This window comes from Bradyrhizobium lablabi (assembly GCF_018131005.1).
GTDB lineage: Bacteria > Pseudomonadota > Alphaproteobacteria > Rhizobiales > Xanthobacteraceae > Bradyrhizobium > Bradyrhizobium lablabi_D.
In genome coordinates this window covers 71553-95387 of record NZ_JAFCJK010000010.1, presented here as the reverse complement: position 1 = coordinate 95387, position 23835 = coordinate 71553, and the positions used below count along the sequence as shown (strand labels likewise).

The 23835-nt window shown below is 65.0% G+C and carries 26 protein-coding genes; 13 read left to right on the top strand and 13 right to left on the bottom strand.

Annotated features, from left to right (window positions below):
* Positions 1-83 precede the first annotated feature (83 nt).
* Both groL and groES read right to left on the bottom strand, forming a co-directional pair.
* Positions 84-1727 (bottom strand): chaperonin GroEL, encoded by a 1644-nt coding sequence (gene groL, locus JQ553_RS26935; protein ID WP_212503069.1) that lies wholly within the window; start codon positions 1725-1727, stop codon positions 84-86.
* A 178-nt stretch (positions 1728-1905) separates the two neighbouring features.
* Entirely contained in the window at positions 1906-2202 is a 297-nt protein-coding gene (groES, locus tag JQ553_RS26930; RefSeq protein ID WP_212503068.1) for a co-chaperone GroES, read from the bottom strand.
* Positions 2203-2524: 322 nt separating this feature from the next.
* Here groES and JQ553_RS26925 point away from each other — a divergent pair, with 322 nt between their 5' ends.
* A complete protein-coding gene (locus tag JQ553_RS26925; RefSeq protein WP_212503067.1) occupies positions 2525-3034 on the top strand; it encodes a hypothetical protein in 510 nt (169 codons plus the stop codon).
* Between the two features lie 62 nt (positions 3035-3096).
* Here the strand turns inward: JQ553_RS26925 and JQ553_RS26920 are convergent, their stop codons facing one another.
* Entirely contained in the window at positions 3097-3471 is a 375-nt protein-coding gene (locus JQ553_RS26920) for a hypothetical protein (RefSeq protein ID WP_212503066.1), read from the bottom strand.
* 283 nt (positions 3472-3754) lie between these two features.
* Positions 3755-4540, bottom strand: a complete 786-nt coding sequence (locus JQ553_RS26915; RefSeq protein WP_212503065.1) for a protein phosphatase CheZ — start codon at positions 4538-4540, stop codon at positions 3755-3757.
* A 308-nt stretch (positions 4541-4848) separates the two neighbouring features.
* On the opposite strand from JQ553_RS26915, the gene JQ553_RS26910 reads away from it, so the two are divergent.
* Positions 4849-5646 carry a L,D-transpeptidase gene (locus JQ553_RS26910; RefSeq protein ID WP_212503064.1) on the top strand — a complete coding sequence of 266 codons (798 nt, stop codon included), beginning with the start codon at positions 4849-4851 and terminating at the stop codon, positions 5644-5646.
* A 62-nt stretch (positions 5647-5708) separates the two neighbouring features.
* Here JQ553_RS26910 and JQ553_RS26905 read toward each other — a convergent pair whose 3' ends face one another.
* From JQ553_RS26905 to JQ553_RS26885, 5 genes are all read right to left on the bottom strand, one after another.
* The gene (locus tag JQ553_RS26905) at positions 5709-6518 is read right to left on the bottom strand and encodes a DUF2076 domain-containing protein (protein ID WP_212503063.1); all 810 of its coding nucleotides are present in this window, start codon (positions 6516-6518) and stop codon (positions 5709-5711) included.
* Between the two features lie 128 nt (positions 6519-6646).
* Entirely contained in the window at positions 6647-7492 is an 846-nt protein-coding gene (locus JQ553_RS26900; protein ID WP_212503062.1) for a ChbG/HpnK family deacetylase, read from the bottom strand.
* A complete protein-coding gene (locus tag JQ553_RS26895; protein WP_212503061.1) occupies positions 7489-8535 on the bottom strand; it encodes a glycosyltransferase family 2 protein in 1047 nt (348 codons plus the stop codon). Before JQ553_RS26895 ends, JQ553_RS26900 begins: the two co-directional genes overlap by 4 nt.
* A gap of 77 nt (positions 8536-8612) precedes the next feature.
* The gene (gene hisG, locus JQ553_RS26890; RefSeq protein ID WP_212503060.1) at positions 8613-9590 is read right to left on the bottom strand and encodes an ATP phosphoribosyltransferase; all 978 of its coding nucleotides are present in this window, start codon (positions 9588-9590) and stop codon (positions 8613-8615) included.
* Entirely contained in the window at positions 9587-10750 is a 1164-nt protein-coding gene (locus tag JQ553_RS26885) for an ATP phosphoribosyltransferase regulatory subunit (protein ID WP_212503059.1), read from the bottom strand. Before JQ553_RS26885 ends, hisG begins: the two co-directional genes overlap by 4 nt.
* Positions 10751-11001: 251 nt before the next feature.
* On the opposite strand from JQ553_RS26885, the gene JQ553_RS26880 reads away from it, so the two are divergent.
* On the top strand, positions 11002-11253 hold the full coding sequence (locus JQ553_RS26880) for a type II toxin-antitoxin system ParD family antitoxin (protein ID WP_212503058.1): 252 nt from the start codon (positions 11002-11004) through the stop codon (positions 11251-11253).
* Between the two features lie 12 nt (positions 11254-11265).
* Positions 11266-11568, top strand: coding sequence for a type II toxin-antitoxin system RelE/ParE family toxin (locus tag JQ553_RS26875; RefSeq protein WP_212503057.1), 303 nt, complete (start codon positions 11266-11268; stop codon positions 11566-11568).
* Between the two features lie 39 nt (positions 11569-11607).
* Here JQ553_RS26875 and JQ553_RS26870 read toward each other — a convergent pair whose 3' ends face one another.
* A complete protein-coding gene (locus JQ553_RS26870) occupies positions 11608-12360 on the bottom strand; it encodes a 16S rRNA (uracil(1498)-N(3))-methyltransferase (protein ID WP_212503056.1) in 753 nt (250 codons plus the stop codon).
* Between the two features lie 205 nt (positions 12361-12565).
* Here JQ553_RS26870 and JQ553_RS26865 point away from each other — a divergent pair, with 205 nt between their 5' ends.
* The gene (locus tag JQ553_RS26865) at positions 12566-13252 is read left to right on the top strand and encodes a hypothetical protein (protein ID WP_212503055.1); all 687 of its coding nucleotides are present in this window, start codon (positions 12566-12568) and stop codon (positions 13250-13252) included.
* A gap of 10 nt (positions 13253-13262) precedes the next feature.
* Positions 13263-14189: a 4-hydroxybenzoate octaprenyltransferase gene (gene ubiA, locus JQ553_RS26860; RefSeq protein WP_212503054.1), complete on the top strand. Its 927-nt coding sequence runs from the start codon at positions 13263-13265 to the stop codon at positions 14187-14189.
* A 751-nt stretch (positions 14190-14940) separates the two neighbouring features.
* On the opposite strand, the gene JQ553_RS26855 is transcribed toward ubiA, so the two are convergent.
* Positions 14941-15465 carry a DUF6101 family protein gene (locus JQ553_RS26855; protein ID WP_212503053.1) on the bottom strand — a complete coding sequence of 175 codons (525 nt, stop codon included), beginning with the start codon at positions 15463-15465 and terminating at the stop codon, positions 14941-14943.
* A gap of 283 nt (positions 15466-15748) precedes the next feature.
* Here JQ553_RS26855 and JQ553_RS26850 point away from each other — a divergent pair, with 283 nt between their 5' ends.
* The 6 genes from JQ553_RS26850 to lpxK all read left to right on the top strand — a co-directional run bounded on the left by JQ553_RS26850 (position 15749) and on the right by lpxK (position 21317).
* The gene (locus JQ553_RS26850) at positions 15749-17143 is read left to right on the top strand and encodes a TldD/PmbA family protein (RefSeq protein ID WP_212503052.1); all 1395 of its coding nucleotides are present in this window, start codon (positions 15749-15751) and stop codon (positions 17141-17143) included.
* Positions 17130-17939, top strand: a complete 810-nt coding sequence (locus JQ553_RS26845) for a 3'(2'),5'-bisphosphate nucleotidase CysQ (RefSeq protein ID WP_212503051.1) — start codon at positions 17130-17132, stop codon at positions 17937-17939. The genes JQ553_RS26850 and JQ553_RS26845 overlap by 14 nt, the downstream gene beginning before the upstream one ends.
* Before the next feature lie 107 nt (positions 17940-18046).
* On the top strand, positions 18047-18295 hold the full coding sequence (locus JQ553_RS26840; protein ID WP_212503050.1) for a DUF4170 domain-containing protein: 249 nt from the start codon (positions 18047-18049) through the stop codon (positions 18293-18295).
* On the top strand, positions 18292-19005 hold the full coding sequence (locus tag JQ553_RS26835) for a lysophospholipid acyltransferase family protein (RefSeq protein WP_212503049.1): 714 nt from the start codon (positions 18292-18294) through the stop codon (positions 19003-19005). The genes JQ553_RS26840 and JQ553_RS26835 overlap by 4 nt, the downstream gene beginning before the upstream one ends.
* Positions 18968-20302: a 3-deoxy-D-manno-octulosonic acid transferase gene (locus JQ553_RS26830; protein ID WP_212503048.1), complete on the top strand. Its 1335-nt coding sequence runs from the start codon at positions 18968-18970 to the stop codon at positions 20300-20302. The genes JQ553_RS26835 and JQ553_RS26830 overlap by 38 nt, the downstream gene beginning before the upstream one ends.
* Positions 20295-21317 (top strand): tetraacyldisaccharide 4'-kinase, encoded by a 1023-nt coding sequence (gene lpxK / locus JQ553_RS26825; RefSeq protein WP_212503047.1) that lies wholly within the window; start codon positions 20295-20297, stop codon positions 21315-21317. Before JQ553_RS26830 ends, lpxK begins: the two co-directional genes overlap by 8 nt.
* 2 nt (positions 21318-21319) lie before the next feature.
* Here lpxK and JQ553_RS26820 read toward each other — a convergent pair whose 3' ends face one another.
* Positions 21320-21547 carry a DUF2093 domain-containing protein gene (locus JQ553_RS26820; RefSeq protein ID WP_212503046.1) on the bottom strand — a complete coding sequence of 76 codons (228 nt, stop codon included), beginning with the start codon at positions 21545-21547 and terminating at the stop codon, positions 21320-21322.
* 186 nt (positions 21548-21733) lie between these two features.
* Here JQ553_RS26820 and JQ553_RS26815 point away from each other — a divergent pair, with 186 nt between their 5' ends.
* The gene (locus JQ553_RS26815; protein WP_212503045.1) at positions 21734-22567 is read left to right on the top strand and encodes a dienelactone hydrolase family protein; all 834 of its coding nucleotides are present in this window, start codon (positions 21734-21736) and stop codon (positions 22565-22567) included.
* 67 nt (positions 22568-22634) lie between these two features.
* Here the strand turns inward: JQ553_RS26815 and JQ553_RS26810 are convergent, their stop codons facing one another.
* Positions 22635-23630 carry a VOC family protein gene (locus JQ553_RS26810; protein ID WP_212503044.1) on the bottom strand — a complete coding sequence of 332 codons (996 nt, stop codon included), beginning with the start codon at positions 23628-23630 and terminating at the stop codon, positions 22635-22637.
* Between the last annotated feature and the right edge of the window lie 205 nt (positions 23631-23835).

The following is a 23835-nucleotide window of genomic DNA, read 5'->3' as shown; positions in this document are numbered from 1 at the left end:
AACTACCAGACCTCCATCTCATCGGACAAAAAGAAGGCCGCCGGGAGGCGGCCTTCGATCTCGGTGCGGACGGGTGCGCGAGCTCAGAAGCCGCCCATGCCGCCCATTCCACCCATGCCGCCGCCCGGCATTGCGGGGGCCGCGTCCTTCGGCGTCTCGGCGACCATCGCTTCGGTGGTCACCAGCAGGCCGGCCACTGAGGAGGCGTCCTGCAGCGCGGTGCGCACCACCTTGGCGGGGTCGATGATGCCCTTGTCGACCATGTCGACATATTCCTCGGTCTGGGCATCGAAGCCGTACGTCTCCGACTTGTTCTCGAGGATCTTGCCGACCACGATCGAAGCCTCGACACCGGCATTCTCCGCGATCTGGCGGAGCGGAGCCTCCAGCGCCTTCAGCACGATGTTAATGCCGGCCTGGACGTCGGCATTGTCGTTGGTGAGGCGTCCGACCGCCTTCTTGGCGCGCAGCAGTGCGACGCCGCCGCCGGCCACGATACCTTCCTGCACCGCGGCGCGGGTCGCGTTCAGCGCGTCCTCGACACGATCCTTCTTCTCCTTCACCTCGACCTCGGTCGCGCCGCCGACGCGGATGATGGCGACGCCGCCCGCGAGCTTGGCGAGCCGCTCCTGCAGCTTCTCGCGGTCGTAGTCCGAGGTGGTCTCCTCGATCTGCGCCTTGATCTGCGCGACGCGGCCATCGATGTCCTTCTTCTTGCCGCCGCCGCTGACGATGGTGGTGTTTTCCTTGTCGATCACGACCTTGCGGGCGCGGCCCAGCATGTTGACGGTGACGTTCTCGAGCTTCATGCCGAGCTCATCGGAGATCAACTGGCCGCCGGTGAGGATCGCGATGTCCTCCAGCATCGCCTTGCGGCGATCGCCGAAGCCCGGTGCCTTGACGGCAGCGACCTTCAACCCGCCGCGCAGGCGGTTGACGACCAGCGTCGCCAGCGCCTCGCCCTCGACGTCCTCGGCGATGATCAGGAGCGGACGGCCCGACTGCACCACGGCTTCCAGCACCGGCAGCATCGCCTGCAGGCCGGAAAGCTTCTTCTCGTGCAGCAGGATGTAGGCGTCCTCGAGCTCGGCGGTCATCTTCTCGGCATTGGTGATGAAGTAGGGCGACAGGTAGCCGCGATCGAACTTCATGCCCTCGACGATATCGACTTCGGTCTCGAGCGACTTGTTCTCCTCGACGGTGATCACGCCCTCGTTTCCGACCTTCTGCATCGCCTGCGCGATCATCTTGCCGATCGCGGCATCGCCATTGGCCGAAATGGTGCCGACCTGGGCAACTTCCGACGAGGCAGCCACCGGCTTGGCGCGCTTCTCGAGGTCCTTGATCACGGCCTGAACCGCGATGTCGATGCCGCGCTTGAGGTCCATCGGGTTCATGCCGGCGGCGACCGACTTGCCGCCCTCTCGGACGATCGCCTGCGCCAGCACGGTCGCGGTGGTGGTGCCGTCACCGGCGGTGTCGTTGGTCTTGGATGCGACCTCGCGCAGCATTTGCGCGCCCATGTTCTCGAACTTGTCCTCGAGCTCGATCTCCTTGGCGACGGTGACGCCGTCCTTGGTGATGCGCGGGGCGCCGAAGCTCTTCTCGATGACGACGTTGCGGCCCTTGGGGCCGAGCGTCACCTTCACGGCATTGGCGAGTACGTCCACGCCGCGCAGCATGCGCTCGCGGGCGTCTCCGGCGAATTTTACGTCCTTGGCAGCCATTGTTTGCTCCTGTCAGTATTGGGTTATGCGTCGCTGCGTTCCGCTTGCGTCATCGCCGGGCGTGCCTTTGGCAGTCCGTCCCGGAGAGCGATCGATGCACGGATCAGGTCCGTTCAAGTCGCGGGCGGGCGTCCGGGCACGACGATTGCAGGCGTTGCAGCCGCTCAATCGAATTTCGTCAGGTCAGTACGCCCATGATGTCGGACTCCTTCATGATCAGGAGCTCCTCGCCGTCAAGCTTGACCTCGGTGCCCGACCATTTGCCGAACAGCACGCGGTCGCCGACCTTGAGGTCGATCGGGATCAGCTTCCCGGTCTCGTCGCGGCCGCCGGGGCCGACCGCGGTCACTTCGCCCTGCGAAGGCTTTTCCTTGGCCGTGTCCGGAATGATGATGCCGCCCTTGGTCTTCTCTTCGGCATCGATGCGCTTGACCACGACACGGTCGTGCAGCGGGCGGAATTTGGATTTAGCCATGACGTTCCCTCTTGGAGGCTTGGTTTCAGGTCCGGTTCATCTGGACCGGCGCTGGATGCCGGCCGGAAGGCGACGGGCAGGGACGCCCGGTGCCTTTAGCAATCATGGGGTTAGAGTGCTAATTGCGCGCCGGAAATATGGCTTGGCGCAGTTCCTGTCAAGCAAAGGGGTTAAAGCCTTGGTGAGGCCAATATAGGATGATGGTAGGGAAACCAAAGCGGTAGCGATGACGGAAGCTCGATTGACATCGTTGCTCCGCGCTGAGTTTTAGGCTTGGCTGCGGAATTGGGTGCGGCCAGGACATTGTCGGGGGGATTTTCGAATGATCAGGTCACTCAACGCGCGCACGCCGGAACGGCTCGCGGCTGTCGCAGCGCTGACGATATTCCTGGGGGCGTGCAGCAGCACGAACCTGCCGCCGCTGTCGTCGAACACCGCACCGGAACCGGGGGGCGGCCCTGAGATGCCTGCGACAATCCGCCCCGACGAGATTGTCGGCCGCTGGGGCCTTGCCTCGTTCCAGAACCCCGCCGACCGCGCCCGCACCGAGGCCGCCGCGCGCGCGCAGTGCAAACAACCCTACGTGATCGGCGCCGGCCAGTCCGGCGGCGTCATCATGCATCTGGCCGACCAGGCGACCCCGCAGGAGTTGCGACTGAAGGGCAGTCCGAGCGGCAAGAACTATATCGGCCCGGCAGGCCCGACCCCCGGCGACCAGGACCGGGAGATCATCTCGTTCGACGGCCGGGTTCTGATCACCCGCTTCGTCGACAAGGACGCCGGCGTCCGCTACGGCAATATGGTCTACGTTCGCTGCGCCCCGCGGGCGTGATTTTCAGCAAGCCGTTGGGTCCGCACCTCGCCTCGGGTGAATGATACGACGAGATGCGTGGTTCACGCCGGATCGAGCGCGCGGAATTTTCTGAGAAGCCAGTTCAGGGCCTTGGCGGTCAACGTGTCGACGTCGCCGTTGCCCCTGCCAGTATTGGCGGCCATCGGAAGGTTTTGCAGTTCGTCTTTGAGCCACCGAGGCTGAGCAGGCATGTAATCCGGCCAGTTCTTCAGCTGAAACTGCCATATCCCGACAAGTTCCGCGGTCGCACTGCCGAACGTCTGAGTGCGCACATCGGCCGCGAGTCGCAGTTGCAGTGACTTGCGGTTGTTGTGGGATATGCCGGGTTGATGGAGAACAAGAAACAATAAGCCCTTATGCAGATTGGACACTTTGGGACCGCTGTCGCCCATATGAACCGGCTTGATGTCCTTCATCCGAAAAACCTCCCCGCCGAATGAACTGCAATCTGATTTCGCTAAAGCCACGGTCAGCAATCAATGCCGCAGGACAAGAAAGGAGTTGGCTAGGCTACTCAAGGTTGGGTGCGTGGACAAGCGTTGCGAGCCGTTGCGTTGCTGATGGTGCGGCCATCGCCACCATTCGCGGCGGAGGCCATCGTCCTGAAATCGCCGGGGGTGACGGCCTCCGCCCCACCGCTCGGCAAACAAAAACGCCGGCCCTCGAGGCCGGCGTTTTGCATGTATCCGAGCCGTTCGCTCAGTTGAACATCGCGTCGATGTCGTCCTGCGAGGCGTGACCGGCGTCGCCCTCGAGCTTGGGTCCGTTGAGCAGCTTGGCATCGCCTTCGCGGGTATCGACGATCGGCGGCGCATGCGACTTAATGGCGTCGACGCCGCCCCAGATATTCATCATCTCGTAGATGTGCTGCTCGATGAACTTCATCGTCTGCATCACCTTGTTGATGCGCTGGCCGGTGAGGTCCTGGAAGTTGCAGGCCTCGAAAATCGCGACCACGCGCTCCTGGATTTCCTCGCTGAGCAGGCGCTGCTGATCCGGCGAGACGTTCTTCGAGAGCGCGGTCGCAGCCTGGTCGATCGCCTCCGCTGCCTCGAGGATCTGCTGGGTGGCCTGCTCGGTGCCGCCGACGACCGCCCCGAGTTCGCCATTGACCTTGGCCATCTCCTCGCCGTTGAAGCTCTTGCCGTGCAGGACCGCGATCTCGCGCTTGGTGCGGCTGATCGCGTCGTGGATCAGGTCTATCTCGACCTTGAGCTTCTCGCATTGCTCGATCTGGGCGCGGTAGGTGTCGAGCAGCGCATGCGTTTCGGCGACTTCGCGCGCAACCACAGCTTCGCTGATTTCGGTCGCGGCAGCGCGCGGTGCGCTGCTGGCGGCCATCTGGGCACGGATCAAGCGAAGCTCCGCCATGATCTCGCGATGCATCGGGCTGATGTCGCCGCCATCGCTGCTCACAGGCTCCGGCATCGGCATATCGCCCATCATGGCCTGTTCGACACGAAAACGCTTGCGATTGACCGACATGAATTCATTCCCACCCATTCACTCCGCCTCTTCTAGAGGACGGCGATTTAACGTGAGGTTCACGCGGAACACTTCGCCATTTCAATGGCTGGTGCTTCTTCAAACCGGCGGTTAACCATGCCGGTCGTGCGTTCATCCAAAATAAACGCTACCCGACAAAACCGCGCGTCGTTGACGACGTGGTGAATCCAAAGGGCCCGTCCGTTTACCAAACCGATGCGGTTTTGATTGTTTATTGACCACGTGCAACGGTGCATGCGGTGCGCCAGCGACCAAACAGTCACGACGAAACAGTACAGAGTACGTCGATGTTCAAGAAAACTACGCTTGCGCTGCTTGCCGGCGCGTCCTTCCTGTTTCCCCGTCAAGCCCTCGCGATCGACGCGATGCAACCGACCGAACCGAGCGTAATCTATGCCAACCGGCGAGCCGCGCCGCAGCAGGTGCGCACGGCCTACATGCAGCCGCGTTCCACCATGGGCGGGGGCTTCATCGAATTCCTGTTCGGCGACGCGCCGTCGTCGCAGGGTTATCAGCCGCAGCGGCCGGTGTATCAGCAGCAGCCGGATTACTACGGGCGCGCGCTGCCGCCGATGGATCCGCAGCAGCAGATGATGATGCGCCAGCAGGAAGAGGCGATGGATCCGACGCAGCGCTCGTTCGACCCGAGATATGAAATGCAGATGGTCGAATATCAGGGCAAGGAAGCCGCGGGCACGATCATCGTCGATACCCCGAACAAGTTTCTCTATCTCGTGCAGGGCGACGGGCGTGCGCTGCGCTACGGCATCGGGGTCGGCCGGCCCGGCTTCACCTGGTCGGGCGTCAAGACGATCTCGGCCAAGAAGGAATGGCCGGCCTGGACACCGCCGCCGGAAATGCTGGCGCGCCGTCCCGACCTGCCGCGGCACATGGAGGGCGGGCCGGAAAATCCGCTCGGCGCGCGCGCGATGTATCTCGGCTCAAGCCTCTACCGCATCCACGGCTCAAACGAACCCTGGACCATCGGTACCAATGTCTCCTCGGGCTGCATCCGGATGCGCAACCAGGACGTGATCGATCTCTATGGCCGAGTCGGTGTCGGCACCAAGGTGATCGTGATCTGATCGCAATCCTGTCCGGAACTAAAACGGCCGCATCATCGAGCGGCCGTTTTTCTGTTCACCGATCAGGCGTAATCGCTATCGCCGCCGCCGTCGTCGAAACCGCCATCGTCATCGTAGTCGTCGGAATCGCGATCGTCGGTGTAGTCGTCATTGGTTTCGTTCGACGCCTGGTCGAACAGGCCGGAGCGCTGATTGTCGTCGCCGCGCCCGCCGGACGAGCCGACGTCGTTGACCCCGGCATCACGCGCGAGATCGCTTGAGGACTGATCGCCCCAGGGGCGCGAGCCGCCGCCGAGGCCGGTTGAGTCGCCGAACGCCTGGTGGCTGCCGCCGCCCATCATTCCGCGAATGCTGTTGAGCAGCAGAGAACCGCCGACCACGCCGGCTGCGGCCGCCGCGGCGGTGCCGAGGAACGAACCGCCTCCGCCGCCAAATGGGGGCTGCTGCGTGCCGTAAGGTTGCGGCTGGCCGTAAGGCTGGCCATAGCCGCCGCCCGGCTGCGCCCGCTGCATCGCCTCGCCCGAGTTCCAGACCGGGCGGCTGCCCATGTCGGGTGCGCGCACCGGCGGCACCGAACCCTGCGACTGGTTCTGTCCGAACAGCGCGCCGCGCATCGAATCGAGGAAGCCGCCGGGCTGCTGCGCAGGCGGTTGCTGGCCGTGCGAAGCCTCCAGCTCCTGGATGCGATCATTGGCGCGCTTCAGCGCCTCGTCCTGCACCAGCGCCGTCTGCACCAGCGCATACACCGCGTTCGGTGCCCTGCGCAGGCCCTCAATGATCGCGGACATCGCCTCGGAATCGCGCGGGGCGTTTTCCAGTCTGGTGAGCCGGTCGAACAGATCGTCAATCAATTGGCGTTCTTGCGGTGTCATGGCCTTCTCCATCGCATCGATCGAATCGACGCGCTCAGGATGTAAGGCGGGCTTTGTGGCGCATGGAGTGGGGAGGCGGATTAAATTTCAGTATGCGACAATACGACCGCCAGCTTTCCTGAGCGTTGTCACGACAGTGTAACATTGTTCGCTTCCAGCAGCGGCAAAAACTGCTCGCTGCCGAGGAACGCGTGCTCCTTTTCACGCTGCGTCGTCAGCGGGTCGAGGCTGCTGAGCGTCTCGTCGACGAAGCCGGGATGACACATCACGAGCCCGCCATCGGGCATGCCTTGCAGGAATTGCGGCATCAGCGCGGCGAAGTCAGGTTCCTTCGTGAAATCATAGGCGCCGGCGAAGGCCGGGTTGAAGCGCAGCCCGGCCTTTGCGGCCTTGTTGCGGAATCGGGTGCTGAGCGCATCGAGCACCAGCGCCTTCGGCGCCGCGAGCCGCTGCGCCAGCGGCTGGTTGCGGCCGCCCTGGCGCACCCAGGCCTCCGGCGCGCGCTCCTTCACCGCGCGCAGGAACCCGTCGCGCACTTGCGGGAAGAGCTGCGCATGCTGGTGGCCGTCGACGAAATCCGGCGCGCGGCCGAACAGGTCATGGAAGGCTTCGAGCTGCGCCAGCACCTCGGCATGAACAAGCTCGGTGTCGAGCCGCCGCATCAGCCCCGCGCGCAACAGCTTCGGGAAGGGCAGGAACATGTCGCCGTCGAGCGGCCGGAAATGCAGCGTCAGCGGCCGGAACGGCGCGGTCAGCGTCACATGCAGTCCGATCGCGCAAGCCGCGTTCTTCGCGGCGGATGTCCGGAGCGCCGCGGCGGCATCGCGGCCGATCGCGGGCGCGACCATCATCACCGATGTCGCGTTGAGGCGGCCGCGTTCGATCAGGTCGAGAATCGCGCGGTTGACGCCGTCACTCAAGCCATAATCGTCGGCGCAGAGCCAGATCCGGCGCGGCGGCGCGGAGGCATTCATTCGGCGGCGGTCCGCTCGCCGGTGCGCTCGATGGCCTCGTCGTCGGCGCGCTTCTCGCTGTGCTCGGCGACGAAATAGATCGGCCGCGCCTTCAGCTCGGAGAGGATCTTGCCGATATACTCCCCGACAATGCCGATCATGATCAGTTGCACGCCACCGATCGTCATCAGCCCGATCACCAGCGAGGGATAGCCGGGGACCTGCTTGCCGGTGGTCCAGACCTCCCACAGGATCGAGAGACCGAACAGGAAGGCGGCGGCCGCGAGCAGCACGCCGAACAGACTTGCAAAACGCAGCGGCGCCACCGAAAACGAGGTCAGGCCCTCGATCGACAGGCCGATCAGGCGGCCGGCGCTGAACGTGGTGACGCCATGCGCGCGCGGCGCCGGCTCGTAGTCGACGCGGATCTGCTTGAAGCCGATCCAGCTCGCCAGTCCCTTGAAGAAACGGTTGCGCTCCGGCAATTGCCGAAGTGCTGCGACCGCGCGCGGCGACAGCAGACGGAAGTCGCCGGCGTCCTGCGGGATCTTCTGCCGCGCGCCCCAATTGATCAGCGCGTAGAAGCCGTGCACCGCGACCCGGCGCAGCGCCGATTCATTGTCGCGATTGGCCTTCGCCGTGTAGACGACGTCGTAGCCGTCCTCGATCCAGTGCGCGACCAGCTTCTCCACCAGGTCAGGCGGATGCTGGCCGTCGCCGTCCATGAACAGCACCGCGCCGCGGCGGGCATGGTCGAGGCCGGCCATCAGCGCCGCCTCCTTGCCGAAATTGCGCGACAGCGACACCACCTGGACGTCGAGCGTGTCAGGGGTCAGGCCGCGTGCGATCTTGAGCGTATCGTCCTTGCTGCCGTCGTCGACATAGACGACCTCGCAGGCAAGCCCATAGCGCGCGCGCAGCGTCCGCGCGAGTTCGGTCAGCCGCTGGTGCAGCCGCGCGAGACCCGCGGCCTCGTTGTAGACGGGCACGACAATCGACAGCCCGCACGCCGCCGCACTGGCGGCGGTGGTGGTCAGGCTGGAAACGTCAGAGCCCAGCATCATCGATCAGGTCCCAAAATACGCATCGAACAGCATATTACCGACTGCCGGCTGTCGCCAGGATGAACGGCCCCGACGACTCATTGCCGCAGGAATGCCTCGAGTTTGGCGAACAGCGGGTTCTCGCGGTCGAACACATAGTCGAGCGACACTACCGAAACCGTGTCGGCGCCGTGGTCACGCAGGAAGCTGCCGAGCGCGTAGAGCTTGCCGGGCGGGCAGTGCAGCGTGAGCATGCCCGATGAGGTCGGCCCGCCGAACGGCGCGACCACGCCGAAGCGGTTGTGCGCCTCCGACAACAGCGCGTCGTTGCATCCGGCGAAACGGGTACGGACCTCGCGGTGCTTGGCGGCGCGGGCGCGCGCCGCAATATGGTCGAGGATGACGCGCGCGGTCTCGCGCGCCCCGTTCGACCAATCGGCATCCTTCGAGGCGACGAGATTGGCCTGGCTGCGCAGGATCACGCCGTCTTCCAGCACCTTCAGCCCGTTGGCGGCGAGCGTCGCGCCGGTCGTGGTGATGTCGACGATCAGCTCGGCGGCGCCGGCCGCGGGCGCGCCCTCGGTCGCGCCGGCGCTTTCGACGATGCGATAGTCGCTCACGCCGTGTCTTGCGAAGAAGCTCCGCGTCAGGTTGATGTACTTGGTCGCGACCCGCATGCGATGGTTGTGCTGCTCCCGGAAGCCGGAGGCAACGTCGTCGAGATCGGCCATGGTGCGGACGTCGATCCAGGCCTGCGGCACCGCGACCACGACATTGGCGCTGCCGAAGCCGAGGCCCTCGATCAACAGCACGCGCTTGTCGGCATCCGCGATGCTCTCGCGCACGAGGTCCTCGCCGGTGACGCCAAGGTGCACCGCACCGCGCGCGAGGTTGGCCGCGATCTCGCTCGCCGAGAGATAGGCGATCTCGACATTGTCGAGGCCGGCGATGGTGCCGCGATAATCGCGCGCGCCACCGGGCTTCGCCAGTGCCAGCCCGGCACGCGCAAAGAACGCCTCGGCGTTCTCCTGCAGGCGGCCTTTTGAAGGGACCGCCACGACGAAGGGTGGGCTCATGCTGCGCCTCCCTTCGCTGCGGGCTTGCCGAGTTGCGTCAGGGTTTCGATCCAGACCGAGAAGCCGACCGCGGGGATCGGGTTGGCCGAGCCGAGCTGCGTCATCAATCCATCGTAGCGGCCGCCGGCGACCAGCGGCTCGGCGCCGTTGCCTTTGGCGTGCAACTCGAACTCGAAGCCGGTGTAATAGTCGAGGCCGCGGCCGAACGAGGTCGAGAACCGCGTCCGGCGGGGATCGATGCCGCGCGCAGCCATGAAGCCGACGCGGCTTTCGAGCTGGTCGATCGCCGCAGTGAGGTCGAGTTCGGCGTCGTCCGCGAGCGCGCGCAGTTGCAAGACCGCGTCGTCAGGATCGCCCGAGATCGCCAGGAAGCGCTTGATGATGGTGACGGCATCGCGCGGCAGCGCGCCCGCCTTCAGGGTCGATTGCTCGAGGAAGCGGTCGGCGATCTCGGCGACGGTGCGTCCGCCGACATTGGTCGTGCCGGCGATCGACATCAGGTCGGTGACGAGCGCGAGCGCCGCCTTGCGGTCCGACCCCGCGAGCGCGGCCAGCACGCCCTCATATTCATTGCGGCCGGGCGCGGTTGAAAGCGTCAAACGCTCGATGTCCTCGGTGAGCGAGAGCTTGCGGTTGAAGTCCTTGATCAAGCGCCGCCGCCACACCGGGTAGAGACCGAGCGCATCGATCAGCGCGTTGAACAGCGCGACGTCGCCGGTGCGGATCTCGACATCGCTCACCCCGAACGCGGTGGTCGCCGCCAGCGCGAGCGCCAGCATCTCGGCATCCGCCGCAGCGCGGTCCTGCCGGCCGAAGGATTCGATGCCGGCCTGCAGGAACTCGCTGGGAGCGCCGCCGCGATAGCGGAACACCGCCCCGAGATAGCTGAAGCCTGCCGGCTCGCCCGCGCGGGGGGAGGCGAGGTAGTCGCGCGCCACCGGAATCGTCAGGTCCGGGCGCAGGCAGAGTTCCTCGCCGCTCGGGTCGGTCGTCAGGTAAAGGCTCTTGCGGATGTCCTCGCCGGAGAGATCGAGGAACGGCTCGGCCGGCTGGAGGATTGCGGGTTCGGCCCTGAGGTAGCCGGCCTGGGCGAACGACAACAGCAGCGCATCCGCCCACGTGGCGGATCCATTGGTGCTGATAGCGTCAGGTCCGGTCATCTCGACGTCCAATTCGCCCGGGAATCGGGTTCCAGGGCGAGTTCCAAAACGGGGTTCCAAGCTCTTATTGGCGCAGCGCTTACCACGGCCGGACCGGGGTTTCGACAGGGATCGGCCAAGTGGCTTAATGTTTGGGTGCGTTAACGATTTTACGATGGCTTGGCTAGCCGCAACATGCCCATCCGCTCCCTAATGGCAAATATTGCCAAAGTTTGTGGTCACGCCCATGATGAGGCGTGAGGGATACCGCTATGAACATGAATGTCTCGCTGACTGAGGAACTGAGCGAATTCGTCAAAGCCAAGGTTGCGAGCGGCCGTTACACTTCCGCAAGTGAAGTGGTGCGCGAAGCGTTGCGAATTATGGAGCTGACCGAAGAAGCGCGGTTGGCTTTCCTCCGTCATGCCTGGGCGGCGGGACAGGCGAGCGGGGATGCTGGTCCGGTTGATTTTGCGAGCATCAAGGCGCAAGGGCGCGCTCTGTTGAAGACATCGGGCAAGTAACGGGCAAGTAAGTTGGGAGAAGTTCGCCTTTCCCGGCTCGCGGAACACGATCTGCTGGAAATCTGGTCTCACATCGCGACTGACAAAGGTCCGGCGGCTGCCGACCATTGGATTGATCGCATTGAAGCGCGGTGCCGCCAGTTGGCGGAATTTCCGGAGTCGAGGCCGCCCCGGCGCGATATTGCGGCGACTGGGCGCATGCTGGTGATTGCGCGGTGGCTGGCGCTCTATGAGATCACGGCGAACGGCGTGCGTGTCATGCGGGTCGTCGACGCTGCGCGCGACCTGGGAGAAGTGGACCTATCCTCCGAGTGAAAGCGCGGCGTGATCGGCCCCGCAGGACGCGCTGGCGCTTCATCCCAGCCGCCCCCAATCGCCCAGCGCCGCCTGCACGAGTGCGAGCGCCGCCACGCCCGCGGTGTCGGCCCGCAGGATACGCGGCCCCAACGCGAGCCGGAGGATGGTCGGCTGGTGCAGGAGCAGTGCGCGCTCCTCCTCGGCGAATCCGCCTTCCGGCCCGATCAGGACGTCGATTCCCGCATTGGCCACCTTTGCTGCCTGCAGCGCCTGCACGGGATCGGCGACCTCGGCGGCCTCGTCGCAGAACACCAGCAGGCGCTCAGGCGCGCGCTGGCTCAGGAAGCGCTCTAAGGTGACAGGTTCGGCCACCTCGGCGAGCGAGATGATGCCGCATTGCTCGGCCGCCTCGATGACGTTGCCGCGCATCCGATCGCCATTGACCCGCGACACCTGGGTGTAGCGCGTCAGCACCGGCTGGAGCCGCGCTGCGCCCATCTCCACCGCCTTTTGCACCATGTAGTCGAGCCTGGCGTGCTTCAGCGGGGCAAACACATAGGCGATGTCGGGCAGGCGGTCCTGCGCGCGGGTCTGTGCCGAAATCGTCAGCGTGTCGGCCCGCTTGCGGCCGGAAATCTGCGCGCGCCACTCGCCGTCACGCCCGTTGAACGCCAATACCGTGTCGCCCGCCGCAAGCCGGAGCACGTTGCCGAGATAGTTGCTCTGGTTCCGGTCGAGCTCGACCGTCTGGCCGACGCCCAAGGGCACGTCGACGAACAGTCGCGGCGCGCGAAAGTCGAATTCAGGCATAAGTGATGGTCCGCTTTTACCGCCGCATTTAGCCTAAAGGTTTAGAATCAGGGAACAATTTAATGTGGGCGGTGTGCGCTTGCGCCGCGCTGTCGCCCAAATCCACGGGTTGTTAAGGCTTTGCAGGAATCGTAAAAAGCCCCTCGACATTGTTTGCTTCGTTTGATGCGTCGGGGTTGCCTGCATCTTTGCCGGAGAAAAACTCTTGAGAATCCGCCGCCTGATCGTGCTGACCCTTGCCGCGACCGCCCTTTCCGCGGGGCAGGCCGCCGCCCAGAGCGCCTTTCCCGCCCCGCTGCCCAATCAGGCCGCTGCGCCCGCCAACGGCGCGTCGCCGTTTCCGCCGGTCAACAGTGCATCGCCCTTCCCGCCGGTCAATGGCGCGGCGCCCTCGGCGACTGTCAGCGCGCCATCGGCGTTTCCCGGCGGCGGTGCGGGGCCGATTTCGGGTGGATTCTCGCCGGCGCCGGCCCCTGCGACATCAGGCGCCTCCGAAGCCTGCATGAAGAACTTCGTTCCACTGCGCGAGGAGGCTGAACGGCGCGGCAAGCTGATCAAGGCCGCGAGCGATCGGCACGCCTCGCCGGACGAGGCCTGCAAGCTGATCGGCAATTACGGCCAGGCCGAAGTCAAGATGATCAAATATGTCGAGACCAACGCGGCCAAATGCGGAATTCCGCCGCAGATCGGCGACCAGCTCAAGACCGGCCACAAGAACACCGAAGCTCTCCTGAAGAAGGTCTGCAACATCGCGCAGCAGGCGCAGGCGCGCGGTCCGGCCGGTCCGACGTTCAGCGACGTGCTGGGCTCCGCCGCCGCACCGGAAGCGACCCCGACCAAGAAGGGCGGCAGCACCTTCGATACGCTGAACGGCAACGTTCTCACCCGATGATCGATCGCCGATGAGCGACGTCACCGCCCGCGTTGCCGACGCCACGGGCAACTGGGTCGATACGCACGCTCCGTCATGGTCGCGGCCTTACCTCAGGCTCGCGCGCTTTGATCGTCCGATCGGGTCGTGGCTATTGTTGATGCCGTGCTGGTGGTCGGCCGCGCTCGCCGCCGGCATCGCGCATGACGTGAGGTCGTTGCCATCAGTCATCCTGCTGTTCTTCATCGGCGCCTTTGCGATGCGCGGCGCAGGCTGCACCTGGAACGACATCACCGATCGCGATCTCGACGCCATGGTCGAGCGGACGCGGTCGCGGCCGATTCCGGCGGGGCAGGTGACGGTTCCTCGGGCGCTGGCCTTCATGGTGCTGCTGGCGCTGGTCGGGCTTGCTGTGCTCTTGCAGTTCAACCGCTTCGCGGTCGCGACCGGCATCGCCTCGCTTCTGATCGTCGCGATCTATCCGTTCATGAAGCGCATCACCTGGTGGCCGCAGGTCGTGTTGGGCCTCGCTTTTTCCTGGGGCGCGCTGATGGGATTTGCGGTGATGCTCGGGCGGATCGACCTCACCGCGCTCGTCCTCTATGCCGGCGCGATCGCCTGGGTGATCGGCTATGACACGATCTACGCCCATCAGGACGCCGAGGACGACGCGCTGATCGGCGTTAAATCCACCGCGCGCCTGTTCGGTGCGCGCACGCATCGCGCGCTCGCGGTGTTCTACGCCCTCGCGACCGTGCTGATCGGTGTCGCGCTGGCGCTCGCCGGCGTGCGGTGGCCGGGCTGGCTCGGGCTGGCCGCCTTCGCAATTCATCTCGTCTGGCAGATCAGGCGGCTCGATATCGCAGATTCCGTGCTCTGCCTGCGCGTCTTCAAGTCCAACCGCGACGCGGGCCTATTGTTGTTTGCCGGCTTGCTGGTGGATGCGGCGCTGCGTTGATCTTGTGTAGGGTGGGTTAGCGAAGCGTAACCCACCATTTTGGTGCACAATGAAGATGGTGGGTTACGCGTCGCTAACCCACCCTACGCAACGCACCTTGCGACTGAAAAGCCGATCACTGATTTGCCCGACGAGGCAAGTTCGCGCGTGAAAAATATAGTGCTTCGTGTTTGACCCAAATCAGGTGTTCAATCCCGCCCGTCTCACCCGATTGAGGGGCGCTTCGCCATCGTCACGAGTGTTGGGTAGAGATGCGGTGGACGCTGCGGCACACGAGGCGAACGTGCCAAGGCGGACGGCGAAGTCGTGTGGTTCTGACGCCCCGATGCAGGTGTCAAGTTCGCGAGCGGCAAGCCGCTGCGGGCGACGGTGACAACAAAGCTGGTCTCACCGGGAAGATCACGAAGGACACCGTAAAACCATCGCGCAGGGAAAGCCGGGTTGATTCCGGTTACACCTGTGGTCCTACCCCCGTGCTTTTTGTTGCACGGGACCCATGGGTGCGATCGGCACCCGGCTTTCCCTGCGCCCTCAACTTTCTGCGGGCGGAACGAGACGCAAAGCTCGGACAAATCATGCCGCGAGAAGGCGAGCGCATATCCACGCCTTGGCGGATGATGACACTGCAATCAGGTTGTTTGAAATGTTGATCGGACTCTCACCCGTCACTGCGAGAAGCGGTGGTGACGACGTGTCCGCCGAAGCACGGATCGTGTCGCTTCGCCCGCTATGACGAGTGAACAGTGCCTCGTCAATTCCGGGCGATGATCTCGCGCTCGCCACGATGCACGCGTGTCCGGTTGAGTTGAAACCCGGCGCGGCGACGGACCAGAAATTTCGGGCGGCGGGCGCGGATCGCATTGCGGCGGCGACGGCGGGCGGCCGGATCGCGCGGCGCGTCCTCGGTCAGTTGCGGCAGGTGGAAGATCTCACTCCACATCTGCCAGGCGGAAGCGATCTCGTCGGCATCGGAACTGGTGCCGAGCGGAATGGTGAGCGAAGGGTCGCGATGGACCAGCACCAGCATCTGCGCATCGTCGATGCCGCGGACGGCGACACCGAGGAAATCGCTGACGCGAAGATTGACGGCCATCCGCATGCCCTTGACGGCACGGCGCAGCACGACGCGTTCGCGATGAAGCTCGACTTGCCGCACGCCGCCATCGGCGCGCGTATCCTGCGCATGGAAGCTGAGCGGAAGGGAAAGAGGGTCGAGCCGCTGCGCACGGCTCGACCCGGCGGGATTGATCCCGCTTGTTGGTGTTTGACGCCTCACGGCTTTATCTCCCCGCCGGAATTATGTCCCCGGTCGATGGGTGAGAGCCTAGCCGAGCTCCTTCCGTTTCGGCTTAAAAAGGCTGGTTAACCTGACGTCACCGAAGCTCGTTCTGCAGTCATGATTGACAAGACCTTGGCTTGCATGATTGACGAAGCCTTGCCCGGAAACCGAGAATCTTTGCTTTGCCCGGTGCAAGAAGCTTGAAATCCCTGTGAATCCGGCACATCTGGTTGATCTACAAATCCGGTTCCGACCTGGTCAAAACCGCGGGAATTCGTTCGTGAACTCTTCACCATCTGCAATTTCGTCGGCTCGACACGATACTTCCGATCTTTTCGATCAATCCGCGTTGAGCACGCTCGCCCAGCGCCTGGTCGAAGCCGCGAAGCGGGCCGGCGCCGATGCGGCCGATGCGGTCGCGGTGCGCGGCGTGTCACAAGGCGTCGAGGTGCGCGACGGGCGCGTCGAGGAAACCGAGCGGTCGGAAGGTGACGATGTCGGCTTGCGCGTGTTTGTCGGCCAGCGCCAGGCTGTAGTGTCGACCAACGACATCAGCGGCGACGGGGTCGCGAAGCTTGCGGAGCGCGCAGTCGCGATGGCGCGTGTCGCGCCCGACGACAAATATGTCGGGCTTGCCGATCCTACGCTGTATGCGCGCGATTTTGCCGATCTCGATCTGCTCGACCGCAAGGTCCCTACGACCGCCGAACTCGAGCAGCGCGCGATGGAGGCCGAGGCCGCGGCGCTCGCGGTGAAGGGCGTCAAGAAGTCAGGCGGTGCATCGGCCTCGACCGGAATAGGCGGCATGGTGCTGGTCACATCGACCGGATTCCATGGCTCCTATTTGCGCTCCAGCCAGGGCATCTCGACGACCGCGATCTCCGGCGAGGGAACAGGCATGGAGCGCGACTATGATTTCACCAGCGCGCCGCATGCCTCCGATCTCGATTCACCTGCGCTCGTCGGGCGCAGGGCTGGCGAGCGCGCGGTGGCGCGTGCCAATCCGCGCAAGGTCGAAACCTGCAAGGTGCCGGTGGTTTACGATCCGCGTGTCGCGGGATCGATGATCGGCCATCTCGTCGGCGCCATCAACGGCGCCTCGATTGCGCGCAAGACGAGCTTCCTGAAGGATCGGCTCGGCGAGCAACTGTTCTCGAAAGCTATCCGCATCATCGACGATCCCTTGCGGGTGCGCGGACTGCGCTCGCAGACTTTCGACGCCGAGGGCGTCAAGGTGAAGAGGATCGCGCTGATCGACGCGGGCGTGCTCACGACATGGCTATTGGATTCCGCGACCGGGCGCGAGCTCGGCATGATCACGACCGGACACGCGCAGCGCGGCGTGTCATCCTCGCCGTCGCCGGGATCATACAATTTGCATCTCGAGCCCGGCACCATGACGCCGAAGGAGCTGATTTCGGACATCAGGCAGGGATTCTATGTCACCGACCTGATCGGGTCCGGCGTCAATGGCGTGACCGGCGACTACAGCCGCGGCGCGTCGGGCTTTTGGATCGAGAACGGCGAGATCACCTATCCCGTCAGCGAGGTGACCATCGCGGGCCATCTCTTGCAGATGTTCAAGTCGCTGGTGCCGGCCAATGATCTGGAGTTCCGCTACGGCGTCAATGCGCCGACGCTGCGCATCGAGGGCCTGACGCTTGGCGGACGTTGAAACGGACGGCTGGACCAGGGCGCGTGAGGCCGCGTTGCTGATCAGGAGCGTGCGCGAGGCGGGGCAGCTTGCGCTGTCGCTGTTCCGCACCGAGCTGAAGAACTGGATCAAGGGCGCTTCGTCGCCGGTCTCCGAAGCCGACATCGCGGTCAACGACCTGCTCGAGGCGCGGCTACGTGCAGCGACGCCCGACTACGGCTGGTTGTCGGAGGAAAGCGCCGATGACGCGACGCGGCTTGGCAAGCATCTGGCCTGGATCGTCGATCCGATCGACGGAACGCGCGCCTATCTCGCCGGGCGCGAGGACTGGTGCGTCAGCGTGGCGCTGGTTGAGGAGGCTTCGCCGGTGCTTGCGGCGGTCTATGCGCCTGCCAGCGAGGAATTCTTTTTCGCCGCACGCGGGCAGGGCGCGACCCGCAACGATCTGGCCGTGCACGCAACCTCAGGGACCAATCTCGATTTCGCGCGCATGGCCGGTCCGAAGCCGCTGGTGCAGCGGCTTGCCCTCACCGCGGAGGAGATCACGCTGCATCCGCGGATCGGATCACTGGCGCTCAGGCTGTGCCGGGTCGCGCAAGGCGAGCTTGACGTCGCCTTTGCGGGAGGGCAAAGCCACGACTGGGATCTCGCTGCCGCGAATTTGATCGTACAGGAGGCGGATGGTAGGATGACTGCGCTCTCGGGGGATGCGATCAAGTATAATCGCCGGGAGGTGGGGCACGGGGTGCTGGTGGCAGCGGGACGCGATCGTCATGCGCGTATTGTGGAGCATTTTCGCAGCCGTCCGTTGCCGTAAGAGCCCGTCGATCCTCACCGCACATCCGACCTAGACTTTCGGCGACCATGATCACGACGACCCTGACCACACTGTCTTGCCGGGCATCCCGTTAGGAAAACGCAACCATGCCAGACCATGCCCAGCCGCAACTTCTCCATCTCGTCTTCGGCGGCGAGTTGGTCGATCTCGAGCACAATGTTTTCAAGAACCTGGACCAGCTCGATATGGTCGGCGTATTCCCGAACTATGCGACCGCTTATGCGGCCTGGAAGGCGAAGGCACAGCAGTCCGTGGACAACGCCCATATGCGCTATTTCGTCGTTCACCTCCACCGGCTGCTCGACCCGGAGCAGGACACAAAGCACTCCCATTGAAACGACAATTTCGCGATTTGTCGCGCAGCAGCTTCGTGCAGCGCTCATTGGGCGTGCTCGCGGCCGAGTATCTGCGGCTGGTCTGGCTGACAAACCGCTTCAGCTACGATCCGCTCGACATTTATGAGCAGGTCGAGCCGATGATGCCCGCGATCTTAGTGTTCTGGCACGGCCAGCACTTCCTGACGCCGTTCATCAAGAAAAAAGATCGCTACAGAGCCAAGGTCCTGATCTCCCGCCATCGTGACGGCGAGTTCAACGCGATTGCCGCCGAGCGCCTCGGCGTCGGCACGATCCGCGGCTCCGGTGACCATTCCGGCGGGTTCCACCGCAAGGGCGGCGTCGGAGCGTTCAAGGAAATGGTGCGGGCGCTGGAGGAGGGCTGGAACGTCGCGACCACCGCCGACGTTCCCAAGCGGGCGCGGGTCGCGGGCATGGGGGCGATCATGCTGGCGCGGGAGACCGGCCGGCCCATCCTGCCCTTTGCCATGGTCACCAGCCGATTTGTCCGGTTGAAAAACTGGGATTCGACCACCATCAATCTGCCATTCGGGCGCGGCGTGGTGGTAGGTATTGAGCCGGTTCACGTCCCGCCCGACGCCGACGCCCAGACCATGGAGACGCTTCGGCTGAAGGTCGAGACACTCCTGAACGAAGCGACCCGGCGCGCCTATGCAGCCGTTGGGCGACCGGAGGCAGCGCTTGGCTAACTCGCTCCCGATGACGTTGCGCGTTTACCGCAAATTGTCGTCCGCGATGGTGCCGCTCGCGCCAGTCGTGATCAAGCGGAGGCTCAGGCTCGGCAAGGAAGATCCCGAACGCGTCGGCGAGCGGCGTGGCGTGAGCGCTGACGTCCGGCCGCAGGGTCCACTGGTCTGGATCCACGGCGCGAGCGTCGGCGAGGTGCTGGCCGCGGCGGCGCTGATCGAACGGCTGCGCGCGCTGAATCTGCGCATCCTGCTGACATCGGGCACCGTGACCTCGGCCGCGATCGTGGCAAAGCGCTTCCCACCCGACGTGATCCATCAATATGTGCCGTACGACTCGCCGCGCTACGTCACGCGCTTCCTCGACCATTGGCGGCCGTCGCTGGCGCTGTTCATCGAGTCCGATCTGTGGCCGAACCTGATCCTGGCGGGCGCGGCGCGGCGGCTGCCGATGGTGCTGATCAATGGGCGGATGTCGCCGCGCTCGTTCCCGCGCTGGCGCCGCGTTTCCAACACCATCTCCGCGCTGCTCGGCCGGTTTGACATCTGCCTCGCGCAGTCGAAGACCGACGCCGAGCGTTTCGCCGCGCTGGGCAGCCGCAACGTCATCACGACCGGCAACCTCAAGCTCGACGTCGCGGCGCCGCCGGCGGATCCCGCCAAGCTCGAGCGACTGATGTCGGTGACGCGCGGACGGGCGATGGTGGTCGCAGCCTCGACCCATCCGGGCGAAGAGGAAATCCTGATCGAGGTGCACAAGACGCTCGCAGGCTTCTTTCCAGGCCTGCTCACGGTAATCGTGCCGCGTCACGCCGAGCGCGGCGAGGCGATTGCGCAGCTCGTGACGTCGGCTGGCCTTCGCCCTGGCCTGCGGTCGCATGAGGACCTGCCGGTCGCAACCACCGACATCTATGTCGCCGACACCATGGGCGAGCTCGGCCTGTTCTACCGGCTCGCGCCAATCGTCTTCATGGGCGGTTCGCTGGTCGAGCATGGTGGGCAGAATCCGATCGAGGCAGTGAAGCTCGGCGCCGCGATCGTGCACGGCCCGCACGTCTTCAATTTCTCCGACGTGTACGACGCACTGGACCGTGCCGGCGGCGCCAGGGCCGTCGACAACCAGGAAGCGCTGGTCAAGCAACTCGGTCACCTCCTCGCCGACCCCGCGGCGCGCGACGCGTCGCTGGCGGCGTCCGAACGCGTGGTCGCACAGCTAGGCGGCGCGCTGGAGCGCACGCTTGCGGCACTTGAGCCCTATCTGTTGCAGTTGCGGCTCGAGATGGGAGCCGCCAATGCGTGAGCCGGCCTTCTGGCACCGGCCTTCGTCCTGGGAATCGTATCTGTTGAGACCGCTCGCTGCCATCTATGGCGCAATTGCTGCGCGGCGCATGCGGCACGCGGGAGTGGAGGCCGGCATCCCGGTGCTTTGCGTCGGCAACTACCATGTCGGCGGCGCCGGCAAAACGCCGACCGTGCTCGCGCTGGCCAGGCTGTTGCGCGAGCTTGATGAAGTGCCGGTGGTGCTTAGCCGTGGTTATGGCGGCAGCTCGCGCGGGCCGGTCAAGGTCGACCCCGATAGCCACACGGCCACAGATGTCGGCGACGAGCCGCTGATGATGGCGGCCATACTGCCGGTCGTGATCGCTCGCGACCGTGCCGCGGGTGTCGCGCTGGCGCGCGCGCAGGGGGCGAGTGTCATCCTGATGGATGACGGCTTCCAGAATCCGAGCATCGCCAAGGACGCCGCGCTGATCGTGATCGACGGCACGCGTGGTCTCGGCAACGGCGAAGTCATTCCGGCGGGACCGCTGCGCGCGCCGCTGAAGTCCCAGCTTGCGCGCACCGACGCGCTGATCGTGGTCGGCGACGGGGAGGCGGCGAAGACGGTCGCAGCCGAGATCGCGGCAAGTGGCAAGCCGGTGCTCGCGGCGCATCTGCGGCCCGATGAGACCTCGCTCGCGGCGCTCCGCGGCAAACGCGTGCTGGCCTTCGCCGGCATCGGCGATCCCGCGCGCTTCTTCAATACGCTACAGGCGAGCGGCATCGCCGTCGTGCAGAGCCGCGCCTTCGCCGATCACCATCCGTTCACGAAGAGCGAGCTCGACGCGCTCATCGCGGACGCCGGGCGTGACGCCCTGACATTGGTAACGACGGAAAAGGATATTGCGCGGTTGCGCGGTGTGGACGGCCTGCCGGCCAAGGTGCAGGCGATCGTGCCGTTTGCGGTGACTCTGCAATTCGAAGAGTCCGCACAAGTGCGGCGCTTCGTAACCGATCAGCTCTTCAAGGCGAGAAACAGGAGATTACGCGGGTGAGCCTAGCTCTGCGTCTTGAGCGCGCCGGGGAAATGGCGCTGCAGCACGGCGCTCGGAACGGCGTAAGCCTCCTGCAGGTCGACGCTCCAGTACTTCAATTCGTCGAGCGGGATCCGCGCATCGGTGATCGCGCAGCGGACGTAGGTCCCGGGCGAGATCACGCGGAAATCGCCGTCGAGATACTGCACCTGCGCCTCGCCATGGCCCGAGGGACCGAACTTGTTCAGCACGATTGAGCTCTCCGCGTTGCCTCGCACGAGGCTTACTGAATGTTCATGAAGCTGTGTAGCACAGATAGGGGACCATGTCCGTCCGTTAAACCACCGACTTGTGATCATTTGGCGGCGGGAGCGCATGGTAGCGTTGCGCGCATGGTTCGACGTCTATCCAGCGCCACAACGACACGGCCGGATCGGATGCGCCTTAAGTCGCTCGTGATGTTCGTAGCGATACTTGCCGTGCCCGTCGCCGCCGCTGCGCCGCTGCCGGCCCCGCATCAGGTCGAGATTCCAGACGGCAAAGTCACCCTGCATGCGCAACTTTATCGGCCCCCCGGCGATGGGCCGTTTCCAACGGTCATTGCGCTGCATGGCTGCGGCGGTCTCGCTGGCCGCGCCGAGGCGGTGCGGCCCCGTTATCGCGAGTGGGCGGAACAGCTCCTCGCCACCGGTCACGCGGTGCTGCTGCCTGACAGCTACGGCTCGCGCGCGCTTGGCCCCCAATGCGGTGTGCGGGACCGCCAAGTCCAGATCCGCCGCGAACGGGTCGCCGACATCAACGCGGCGCAGCGCTGGCTGATACAGCAGGCATGGGTGGCGCATGATCGCATCAGCCTGGTCGGCTGGGGTAACGGCGGCGGTGCGCTGTTGTGGGCGGTACGGCCGCAATTGCTTTCGCGCGGTGCGGAACCCGATTTCCGTTCCGCGGTCGCGTTCTATCCGGATTGTCGCTCGTCGTCGGGTCTCGGCTGGAGCACGCGGGTGCCGACACTGGTCCTGATCGGCGGTCGCGACGACGTCTCTTCGCCATCCGCCTGCCACCAAATGGTCGACGGCGCGCGCGGTCGCAGCGCGCTCGCCAGAATCGTGGTGTATCCCGATGCCTATCACGATTTCGACCGCGCCAACCTGCCGCTGCACGCCATTAGCAGCTCCGCGGATGCGACCCTGCCCGAGGGCGGCCATATCGGCACTGACGCCGATGCACGCCGCGACGCGCAAAAGCTCGTCGCCGAATGGCTGGCGCGCTGATGCATGATCCGGAAAAGCGCGTGCCGCAGCAATCCGTGCTTCCTCGGGCGCGGCGAGAACCTGGTGGCTATGCCCCGCGTACCCCGTCCCACCACGGGCACGTGCCCGACATCAGCTTGAAATTGCCTTCCATCACCTGCACCGGCGCGCGCTTGCCTTCAGCGGCTGCGCGCATACGCATCTCGCGCGCGACCGCGCGGTCTTCCGACGAGAGCCAGACGCGCTCATGGCCCCACAGGCTTGGGCCGTCATGCATCTCGACCGGCGTCCAGTTTGCCGGATCGATCTCGCGGCCGCCCCAGCCGCACTCGACCATGAAGGATGACGGTGATTTCGCATAGAACGACGTCATCAGATCGTTGGTGTGACGGCCAAGCGTGACGTTGACGCGGTCCTCCGTCATCGCGACGTCGTAAGACTGGCCGACGTCGTCGAGCGAGAACAACTCCACCATGAGATGATGCATGCCGCTCTTGCCGGTCTCGATCAGCGCCAGGCTGTGGTGGCGCGCGTTGATGTGGAAGAAATAGGCGCGGAACGGTCTTTCGATGTAGTCGCTGAGGCCAAACCCGAGCACGTCGACATAGAACGCCATCACGGGTTCGATGCGCTCAACGGTGAGCACGGCGTGGCCGAGACCCTGAGGGCCGGTGCGAAAACCCGAGATCGCGCGCCCAGGCTCAAAGGGCGTGTCGGCGATCTCGGCGCCATGAAACGCCTCCAGGCGATTGCCAGCCGGATCGCGGAACGAGATCAGGCCGCGCACCCGCCGCGCGTCGGCGAGCGAGGCGGGCTCGGCGGTCGCGGCGACGCCCGCCCGCTCCAGCCGCGCCGCCAGCGCGTCGAGTGCGGCCGCATCCGCCACCTCCCAGCCGAAGAAGCGCGCGCCTTCGCCGAGCGCGCGATCGATCAAGATGCGTTGCTTGCGGTCGTCCATTCGGAATGCGAGCAGCGAATTGCCGTGCTCGATCGCCTGCAGCCCGACGAGGCCGGTGCCGAACTGCCGCCAATCGTCGAGCGCGTCAGATCCGAACCCGGCGTATCCGAGACCCAAAATCGTCATCTGCGCGCCTCCGCCTGCTGTCTGATTTCTGGGCGGTCGACCGACCCCCATTTAGGCAAATCCTACGCGGATTCCACCCCTTTCAAATCCCGAAAGTGCGATCCGACCGAGGCGGGGCAGGGCCATCCCTTGACACGGCTTCCGCCGGATGGTGTGACTACGCCCATGTGCATCGCGATCAACCCATCCCGTCCGTGGTGGCCCA

Bases quoted from the DNA above. Each gene is read 5' to 3' on its own strand.
- JQ553_RS26880 (WP_212503058.1), top strand. From the start codon at position 11,002: ATGAACATGAATGTCTCGCTGACTGAGGAACTGAGCGAATTCGTCAAA.
- JQ553_RS26810 (WP_212503044.1), bottom strand. From the start codon at position 23,630: ATGACGATTTTGGGTCTCGGATACGCCGGGTTCGGATCTGACGCGCTC.
- JQ553_RS26900 (WP_212503062.1), bottom strand. From the start codon at position 7,492: ATGAATGCCTCCGCGCCGCCGCGCCGGATCTGGCTCTGCGCCGACGAT.
- ubiA (WP_212503054.1), top strand. From the start codon at position 13,263: ATGAGCGACGTCACCGCCCGCGTTGCCGACGCCACGGGCAACTGGGTC.
- JQ553_RS26910 (WP_212503064.1), top strand. From the start codon at position 4,849: ATGTTCAAGAAAACTACGCTTGCGCTGCTTGCCGGCGCGTCCTTCCTG.
- JQ553_RS26885 (WP_212503059.1), bottom strand. From the start codon at position 10,750: ATGACCGGACCTGACGCTATCAGCACCAATGGATCCGCCACGTGGGCG.
- groL (WP_212503069.1), bottom strand. From the start codon at position 1,727: ATGGCTGCCAAGGACGTAAAATTCGCCGGAGACGCCCGCGAGCGCATG.
- JQ553_RS26925 (WP_212503067.1), top strand. From the start codon at position 2,525: ATGATCAGGTCACTCAACGCGCGCACGCCGGAACGGCTCGCGGCTGTC.
- JQ553_RS26920 (WP_212503066.1), bottom strand. From the start codon at position 3,471: ATGAAGGACATCAAGCCGGTTCATATGGGCGACAGCGGTCCCAAAGTG.
- JQ553_RS26815 (WP_212503045.1), top strand. From the start codon at position 21,734: ATGCGCCTTAAGTCGCTCGTGATGTTCGTAGCGATACTTGCCGTGCCC.
- groES (WP_212503068.1), bottom strand. From the start codon at position 2,202: ATGGCTAAATCCAAATTCCGCCCGCTGCACGACCGTGTCGTGGTCAAG.
- hisG (WP_212503060.1), bottom strand. From the start codon at position 9,590: ATGAGCCCACCCTTCGTCGTGGCGGTCCCTTCAAAAGGCCGCCTGCAG.
- JQ553_RS26840 (WP_212503050.1), top strand. From the start codon at position 18,047: ATGCCAGACCATGCCCAGCCGCAACTTCTCCATCTCGTCTTCGGCGGC.
- JQ553_RS26895 (WP_212503061.1), bottom strand. From the start codon at position 8,535: ATGATGCTGGGCTCTGACGTTTCCAGCCTGACCACCACCGCCGCCAGT.
- JQ553_RS26915 (WP_212503065.1), bottom strand. From the start codon at position 4,540: ATGTCGGTCAATCGCAAGCGTTTTCGTGTCGAACAGGCCATGATGGGC.
- JQ553_RS26870 (WP_212503056.1), bottom strand. From the start codon at position 12,360: ATGCCTGAATTCGACTTTCGCGCGCCGCGACTGTTCGTCGACGTGCCC.
- lpxK (WP_212503047.1), top strand. From the start codon at position 20,295: ATGCGTGAGCCGGCCTTCTGGCACCGGCCTTCGTCCTGGGAATCGTAT.
- JQ553_RS26830 (WP_212503048.1), top strand. From the start codon at position 18,968: ATGCAGCCGTTGGGCGACCGGAGGCAGCGCTTGGCTAACTCGCTCCCG.
- JQ553_RS26905 (WP_212503063.1), bottom strand. From the start codon at position 6,518: ATGACACCGCAAGAACGCCAATTGATTGACGATCTGTTCGACCGGCTC.